The following is a 6,447-nucleotide window of genomic DNA, read 5'->3' on the forward strand; positions in this document are numbered from 1 at the left end:
CTGGCTGCACGATGTTTGAACTCGCGGGAAAAGACTCTTCTTTCTTTCATGGAACCTCCAAATTGGCGAAATCATATCGCCCTTAAGAGGTGTCCGGAATTATTAGGCCAGTTCAGCCTGCTCGCGATGGCGTCGTGTCAGCCGACATTGATGTTGAATGTTAGTACGCCATCGCGAGCAGGCTCGCTCCCACAGGTGATCTCACCGTTCAGACATTCAGGAGTCAGCCATGCAACGCATCGATCATCCACTGCCCTGGAGCCACCTGGGTACCGAGCGCACCCTCAGCGTGTTTCGTTATGGCGCGGGCACTCGCAAGGTGTACATCCAGGCCAGTCTGCATGCCGATGAATTGCCGGGCATGCGCACCGCCTGGGAGCTGAAAAAGCGCCTGACCGAACTCGAAACCCAGGGCCAGTTGCAAGGCGTGATCGAACTGGTGCCGGTGGCCAATCCCATCGGCCTCGATCAACACCTGCAAGGCAGCCACATGGGCCGCTTCGAACTGGGCAGCGGCAAAAATTTCAACCGTTCGTTCGTCGAGCTCAGCGGACCGGTGGCCGGGCTGATCGGTGATCAATTGGGCGCCGATGCCCAGGCCAACATCATGTTGATTCGCCAGACCATGGGCGAGGTGCTTGACGGTTTGCCGGCACCGGTTTCGCAACTGGAGGCCATGCATCGCTTGTTGTTGCGCCATGCCTGCGACGCCGACATCACCCTCGATCTGCATTGTGATTTCGAGGCGGCGATTCACCTTTACGCGTTGCCGCAGCAATGGCCGCAGTGGCAATCCCTGGCGGCGCGCTTGAAGGCCGAGGTCGCCTTGCTGTGTGAAGATTCCGGCGGCAGTTCTTTCGACGAGTCTTGTTCTTCGCCGTGGTTGCGTCTGGCACGGGCTTTCCCTGAGGCGGCGATTCCACCGGCCAACCTGGCAACGACGCTGGAGCTGGGCAGCATGGGTGATACGCGGGTCGATCAGGCTCAAGCCAATTGCGAGGCGATTCTCGGGTTCCTCGCCGAGCAGGGTTTCATCAAAGGTAACTGGCCGGCGGCACCGAGCGAATGCTGTGAAGGCATGCCGTTCGAGGGCACCGAGTACCTGTTTGCGCCCCATCACGGCGTGGTTAGTTTCCTGCGTGATGCCGGTGAGTGGGTGGAGAAGGGCGATGCACTGTTTGAAGTGGTCGACCCGTTGAATGATCGGGTCACGACCGTTTGTGCCGGGACCAGTGGGGTGTTGTTTGCGCTTGATCGCGGGCGCTATACACAGCCGGGCACCTGGCAGGCGAAGGTCGCGGGGCGGGAACCGATTCGGGTCGGAAAACTCATCAACGATTGAGGTTTTCCCGATCATTCCCACGCTCTGCGTGGAATGCCTCAACGGACGCTTCGCGTTCGGCTTCTGGGACGCGGAGCGTCCCGGCTGCATTCCCACGCAGAGCGTGGGAACGATCAAAGGCCAAAAGAGATGTTAGGCTCTGCCCCGAATCCTGCACGTGTGAAGGAAGGTTTATGTTGAAGTTTCTCGCTCTGCTGACACTCCTGGCGTCCGCCGCCGTCCACGCTCAAACCCCGCTGCAAACCGATCTGCCGCTCAGGTACCTGGAGCAGGTCAATCCCGAATCGCACAATCAGCCCTTGGTGATTTTTCTGCACGGTTACGGCAGTAACGAGCAGGACCTGTTCGACATGAAGGATGAGTTGCCCGCGCAATACAACTACCTGTCAGTACGGGCGCCGATGGTGATAGAGGAGGGCCGTTATCAGTGGTTCCGCCAGAAAGGTGATGGCGCCTACGACGGTGAGACGGATGATCTGAAGACCAGCGGCGAAGTACTGCTGGACTTTGTCGCGCAGGCTGCGAAGAAGTATCACACCGAACCCAATAAAGTAGTCCTGGTGGGTTTCAGCCAGGGGGCCATGATGTCCTACGAGGTGGCCCTTCGTCATCCCGAGGCGGTGGGCGGGATTGCCGCGTTGAGCGGGCGGATGTTGCCGGTGCTCAGGTCCGGGTTGAAGCCGGATGAAAAACGCCAGGAGCTGGCGATTTTTATTGGTCATGGCACCGCTGACACACTCCTTCCCTACAATGACGGCACCGACGCCAACAGCCTGTTGCAGAGCCTGTCACTCAAGCCTGAATTTCATGCCTACCCTGGCGTCGGTCACAGTATCAGCGCGGTCGAGATGCAGGACTTGAGCGCCTGGTTGCAGCGCCTCAATCCCTGACGCTTACTTGCCGCTGACGAGTTGTTTGATTAACGTTTCGTGGGCGGCCATGTCGCCGGGACGGGAAATAACCTGAACGACGGCCATGCGGTTGCCGGACGCCGCCATCAGCGTGGTGTTGAGGGTGACGCCGCCACCCTGTGTGGCGGTGCTGTCGACCTGTCGAAGTCCCAGACCAGTACCCTTTTGAGTCAGGCTTTTTTCGCTCAGTTTATTGAAGTCCGGCAGAGCTTTGCGTTGTGCTGCATCGAAGTCGGTCACCGTTTCGTCGAGAAACTTGCCGTCGTTGTCCTTGACGGTGACACCGGGCGGGAGGTTGTTTTCTGCGGCGATCACCACGGTCTTGGTTGTTTCGTTGGTGTACATGGTGCCGCTGGCACCGGTTGGACCGGGTGGCAACGGATTGGCGACGAAGCCCTTGGGCAGGGTGAACTTGAACTTGCCGCCGAGCATCGAGACTTTCTGTACCGAGGCGGTATCGCTGGCAGTGGCCTTGGCGGCCTGCGCATTCAACGTCCCAAAACTGGCAGCCGCCATCAGCAGCAGAACAACGGCTTTTTTACTCAGCAATGACATTCAGATCTCCAGGGATGGTCGCGCTTTGAGGCCGATCATCCCACGGAATACGATTTGTAGCAGCTATCAGGGGTTACCGAGGCTGATTCTGCGGGAACAGATTACGCCGGGTTTCTTCGTCGAACTCGGCCTTCAGCACCCGTTTCTCTTTAAGACCCTGGGCTCGCTGGGCGGCCGGTCGAGCACGCGGTAGTGGCGTTCGACTGCCTTGAGAATGGAGGATCAAACCTGTTCGATTGACGTGCGAGCTTCTTGCTCTACTCGTGCGAAATAATCGAACGAGTGGCCTGCGCTGTGGCGGTTGATCGTGACGTGGCGATGACCGCGCCGGCGATAATCAGCAGTGCGGAAACGATCAGAATCGGGCTGGCATGGCTACGCCCTACGGTAATCAGCAACAAGGTGGAAATCAGCGGCGCCAAGTACGAAAGTGCTCCCAGCGTCGCAAGGCTGCCGTGTTTGGTGGCGTGGTCCCAGGCAAGAAAAGCCAGCCCGACCGGTCCCAGGCCGAGGACAACGATTGCGCTCCATTGGCTGAAATCGGGTCGTATCGTGGTTTCGAAGGCGAGGTGACAGACCAGTCCGGCCACAGCGACGAGGCCGCAGATCCCGCCGATGATGCTGCTCGGCACTTCGCTGAACCGGCGGTTGATCACCGAATACCCCGACCAGATCAATGCACAGCCAAACGCTGCGAGATAACCGGCGACAGGCATCGCCGCGCCAGCCCTCGGCTGGTGTTGCTGCAGAATGAAAGCCGTGCCGACCAGGCCCAGCAGCGCGCCGAGCATTTGCCGTTTGTGCAGCTTTTCTCCGGCCGAGAATGCCGAAAGCAACACCAGCAACAGCGGCCAAAGGTAATTGATCAGACTGGCTTCGGCCGCCGGCGCGGCTTTGAGCGCGAAAAAGTACAGTGCGTGATAAACGAAAATGCCGAAGAATCCGGTCGCCCATACGGCCCAGGGCTGTCGCCAGCTACTGAAGCCGGCGATTCCGCGTCGACCCAGAATCACCAGGCTGGCCGCGAACGCCGTGCCAAAACCCAGCGTCATCAGTTGAAACGGGGGAATGCCTTCGGTGAGGGTGGTCAGCAATGCCAGGGAGGACCAGAGCACTATCGCAATCACGCCGACGGCCGTAGCGGAGCGGGCGTTTCGAAGCTGAGTCATGTCTGTTCCTTCAGCGCGATGAGCGGGCTTCGATCCATGCCCGTTGACCTCAAGCAGCTTAGCGTTTGATGGCCGTACGTCCAGCGTCCGCTGGCAGGTTCACCGGTTTGGCCAGCAAACGCTTGGTCACGCCCAGCATTCCCACGGACACCGCAACGCCGAGGGCGAACGCACTCAGCCCCATGCCTGGCAAGGCCAACGCCAGGACCAGGCAAAACGCGGCGAACGAGTACATCCCGGTGGCGGTGGCTCGCAACAAGGCCGCGGTGAAGGCCGGGCCGCGGGTTTGTTGGGAGAACACGGCCATCACGCTGCCTAGCACCGGGAACACCGCGAGCAAGCCGCTCCAGCGTTCGCCGACGGTGCTGGCCAATAGCGTAACTGCGAGGGTGAGCAGGGCGCCGGCAATCATGCGCAGCAGCAGTTTGTCGGACTTAGGTGTCGGGCCTGAAACGATTGGCTGGACCGAAGGAAACAGGTAGGGCGCTGCCAGCAATGCAAGGGCGGCGGCGATCACCGAGAACACCAGGGAGGGGGGAATCAACGACAGCACGACGGCCGCTGTGGCCCAGACCAACAGCGATACCATGAGCGCCCATGGCCATCCCGCGCGTTGCGCGATCTGGGCGTAGGTTACGCAAAAGGCAATCATCGCGAACATCGCCGACAGCGCGGCCGTGGCCGATTGAGCGGCAAACACTTCGCCTTGCTCGATGGCGAGGAAGAACAGAATCGGCCCGACCACCACCGGCAACCCCGACAGCCAACCGGCGACGCTTGGGCCCCAGCGTTTACCGGCCAGGGAAATCAACAAGAGAAATCCTGGAATCACCAGCAGTTTGAGCATCAGCACGCACGCACCTCCGACCTGAGTGAGGCAGCAACGTTAGCATTGCGTGCGATAGATTGCTCTATGGATTGCCGGGTTTTGTATACAAAGCTACTGCCCCTTGGGCGTAAGGAGTGAAACGTCTAAGCTGCCCCCTCCCACCTGTTTCTGGATGATTGCGTGAAATTCAGTTTGCCCAAAATCGCCACGGCGCCGTTCTGTCCGCCGGAAGTGGCCGGCAGCGTTGCCGTCGATCCCCGAGCATCATTCTTCAAAAGAATGCTGCGTTTTGCCGGTCCTGGGTTGCTGGTGTCCATCGGCTACATGGACCCGGGCAACTGGGCGACTGCTATCGAGGCCGGTTTACGGTTTGGTTACAGCCTGTTGTTCGTGGTGTTGCTGGCGAGTCTGGCAGGGATGGTGGTGCAGTGTTTGTGCTCGCGTCTGGGCATTGCCACCGGGCGTGATCTGGCGCAGTTGTCCCGCGAGCGCTACAGCAAACGCACTGCGCGGACCCAGTGGGTGTTGGCAGAGATTTCGATCATCGCCACTGACCTGGCCGAAGTGCTCGGTTGCGCGCTTGCATTCCATTTATTGCTGGGCTGTTCGCTGACCGTCGGCATCGCGCTCACGGCGTTCGACACGCTGCTGGTACTGGCCCTGCAAAACCGGGGTTTCCGCCGACTGGAAGCGATCATGCTGGTGCTGGTGGGCACCATTGGCGTGTGTTTCTTCGTCGAGCTGCTGTTGATCAAACCTTACTGGCCAGACGTGGCCCGGGGTTTCACTCCGTCTCTGTCAGCGATCGGCGACGCCGCGCCGCTGTACCTGGCCATCGGGATTCTCGGGGCCACGGTGATGCCGCATAACCTGTATTTGCACACCTCGATCATTCAGACCCGGATGATCGGCAAGGACCTGGCCAGCAAGCAGGATGCGGTGAAACTGGCGCGCATCGATACCATCGGCTCGCTGGCCCTGGCGCTGATGGTTAACGCGGCGATCCTGATTCTGGCCGCGGCCGCGTTTCACACCACCGGGCATAGCGATGTGGTGGACATCCAGGACGCCTATCATCTGCTTGATCCGCTGGTGGGCGGGGCCTTGGCCAGCGTGTTGTTTGGTGTCGCGCTGCTCGCTTCGGGGCAGAGCTCGACCTTCACCGGCACCATCGCGGGCCAGGTGATCATGGAGGGTTACCTGAACCTGCGGATTCCCTGCTATCAGCGACGCCTGATCACCCGTGGACTGGCGCTGATCCCGGCGTTTATCGGCGTGTGGCTGATGGGGGACAACGCAATTGGCAAACTGTTGGTGTTAAGTCAGGTGGTGCTGAGCCTGCAATTGCCGTTTGCGTTGTATCCGCTGATCCGCATGACCAACGATCACAAGCTTATGGGGCCGTTTGTGAATCGGTTGCCGACGCGGGTATTGGCATGGGGGTTGTTCACGGTGATCAGTGGTGCAAATAGCTGGTTGATTCTGCAGTTTTTGCAGTGATCGTTCCCACACTTTGAACTGACCCCACAAAGTTGGACGTTTACCCATCTATGCCTGAGCGGCCTGAGTTCTGTATTCAACAGGACTCAGGCCGTTTAGCTTCAGTCTGATACGCGAGTGATTGTAATACTGGATGTACTC

General features: G+C 59.6%; 7 protein-coding genes and 1 pseudogene. 3 read left to right on the forward strand and 5 right to left on the reverse strand.

Going from position 1 to position 6,447, the window contains the following annotated elements:
- Positions 1–229 precede the first annotated feature (229 nt).
- Both FQ185_RS29915 and FQ185_RS29920 read left to right on the forward strand, forming a co-directional pair.
- On the forward strand, positions 230–1,342 hold the full coding sequence (locus tag FQ185_RS29915; RefSeq protein ID WP_149420584.1) for a succinylglutamate desuccinylase/aspartoacylase family protein: 1,113 nt from the start codon (positions 230–232) through the stop codon (positions 1,340–1,342).
- A gap of 173 nt (positions 1,343–1,515) precedes the next feature.
- Complete coding sequence (locus FQ185_RS29920; RefSeq protein ID WP_149420585.1) at positions 1,516–2,232, forward strand: alpha/beta hydrolase; 717 nt, start codon at positions 1,516–1,518, stop codon at positions 2,230–2,232.
- A 3-nt stretch (positions 2,233–2,235) separates the two neighbouring features.
- On the opposite strand, the gene FQ185_RS29925 is transcribed toward FQ185_RS29920, so the two are convergent.
- The 4 genes and pseudogenes from FQ185_RS29925 to FQ185_RS29940 all read right to left on the reverse strand — a co-directional run bounded on the left by FQ185_RS29925 (position 2,236) and on the right by FQ185_RS29940 (position 4,830).
- On the reverse strand, positions 2,236–2,808 hold the full coding sequence (locus FQ185_RS29925) for a hypothetical protein (protein ID WP_149420586.1): 573 nt from the start codon (positions 2,806–2,808) through the stop codon (positions 2,236–2,238).
- Between the two features lie 73 nt (positions 2,809–2,881).
- A pseudogene (locus tag FQ185_RS30920) lies at positions 2,882–2,992 on the reverse strand (glutathione S-transferase family protein); the annotation flags it as partial.
- Positions 2,993–3,065: 73 nt separating this feature from the next.
- Positions 3,066–3,977 carry a DMT family transporter gene (locus FQ185_RS29935; protein ID WP_149420587.1) on the reverse strand — a complete coding sequence of 304 codons (912 nt, stop codon included), beginning with the start codon at positions 3,975–3,977 and terminating at the stop codon, positions 3,066–3,068.
- A 58-nt stretch (positions 3,978–4,035) separates the two neighbouring features.
- A complete protein-coding gene (locus FQ185_RS29940) occupies positions 4,036–4,830 on the reverse strand; it encodes a hypothetical protein (RefSeq protein WP_149420588.1) in 795 nt (264 codons plus the stop codon).
- Between the two features lie 156 nt (positions 4,831–4,986).
- On the opposite strand from FQ185_RS29940, the gene FQ185_RS29945 reads away from it, so the two are divergent.
- Positions 4,987–6,306: an Nramp family divalent metal transporter gene (locus tag FQ185_RS29945; RefSeq protein WP_149420589.1), complete on the forward strand. Its 1,320-nt coding sequence runs from the start codon at positions 4,987–4,989 to the stop codon at positions 6,304–6,306.
- 48 nt (positions 6,307–6,354) lie between these two features.
- Here FQ185_RS29945 and FQ185_RS29950 read toward each other — a convergent pair.
- The coding region (locus FQ185_RS29950) for an IS3 family transposase (protein WP_141234440.1) at positions 6,355–6,447 on the reverse strand (93 nt) is incomplete at its 5' end.

Origin of the sequence: Pseudomonas sp. ANT_H12B (assembly GCF_008369325.1) — a bacterium.
In the GTDB taxonomy this organism is placed as follows: Bacteria; Pseudomonadota; Gammaproteobacteria; order Pseudomonadales; family Pseudomonadaceae; genus Aquipseudomonas.

What these genes read in the sequence shown, in the direction of transcription:
- FQ185_RS29915 (WP_149420584.1), top strand. Translation starts at nt 230, where the DNA reads ATGCAACGCATCGATCATCCACTGCCCTGGAGCCACCTGGGTACCGAG.
- FQ185_RS29925 (WP_149420586.1), bottom strand. Translation starts at nt 2,808, where the DNA reads ATGTCATTGCTGAGTAAAAAAGCCGTTGTTCTGCTGCTGATGGCGGCT.
- FQ185_RS29935 (WP_149420587.1), bottom strand. Translation starts at nt 3,977, where the DNA reads ATGACTCAGCTTCGAAACGCCCGCTCCGCTACGGCCGTCGGCGTGATT.
- FQ185_RS29920 (WP_149420585.1), top strand. Translation starts at nt 1,516, where the DNA reads ATGTTGAAGTTTCTCGCTCTGCTGACACTCCTGGCGTCCGCCGCCGTC.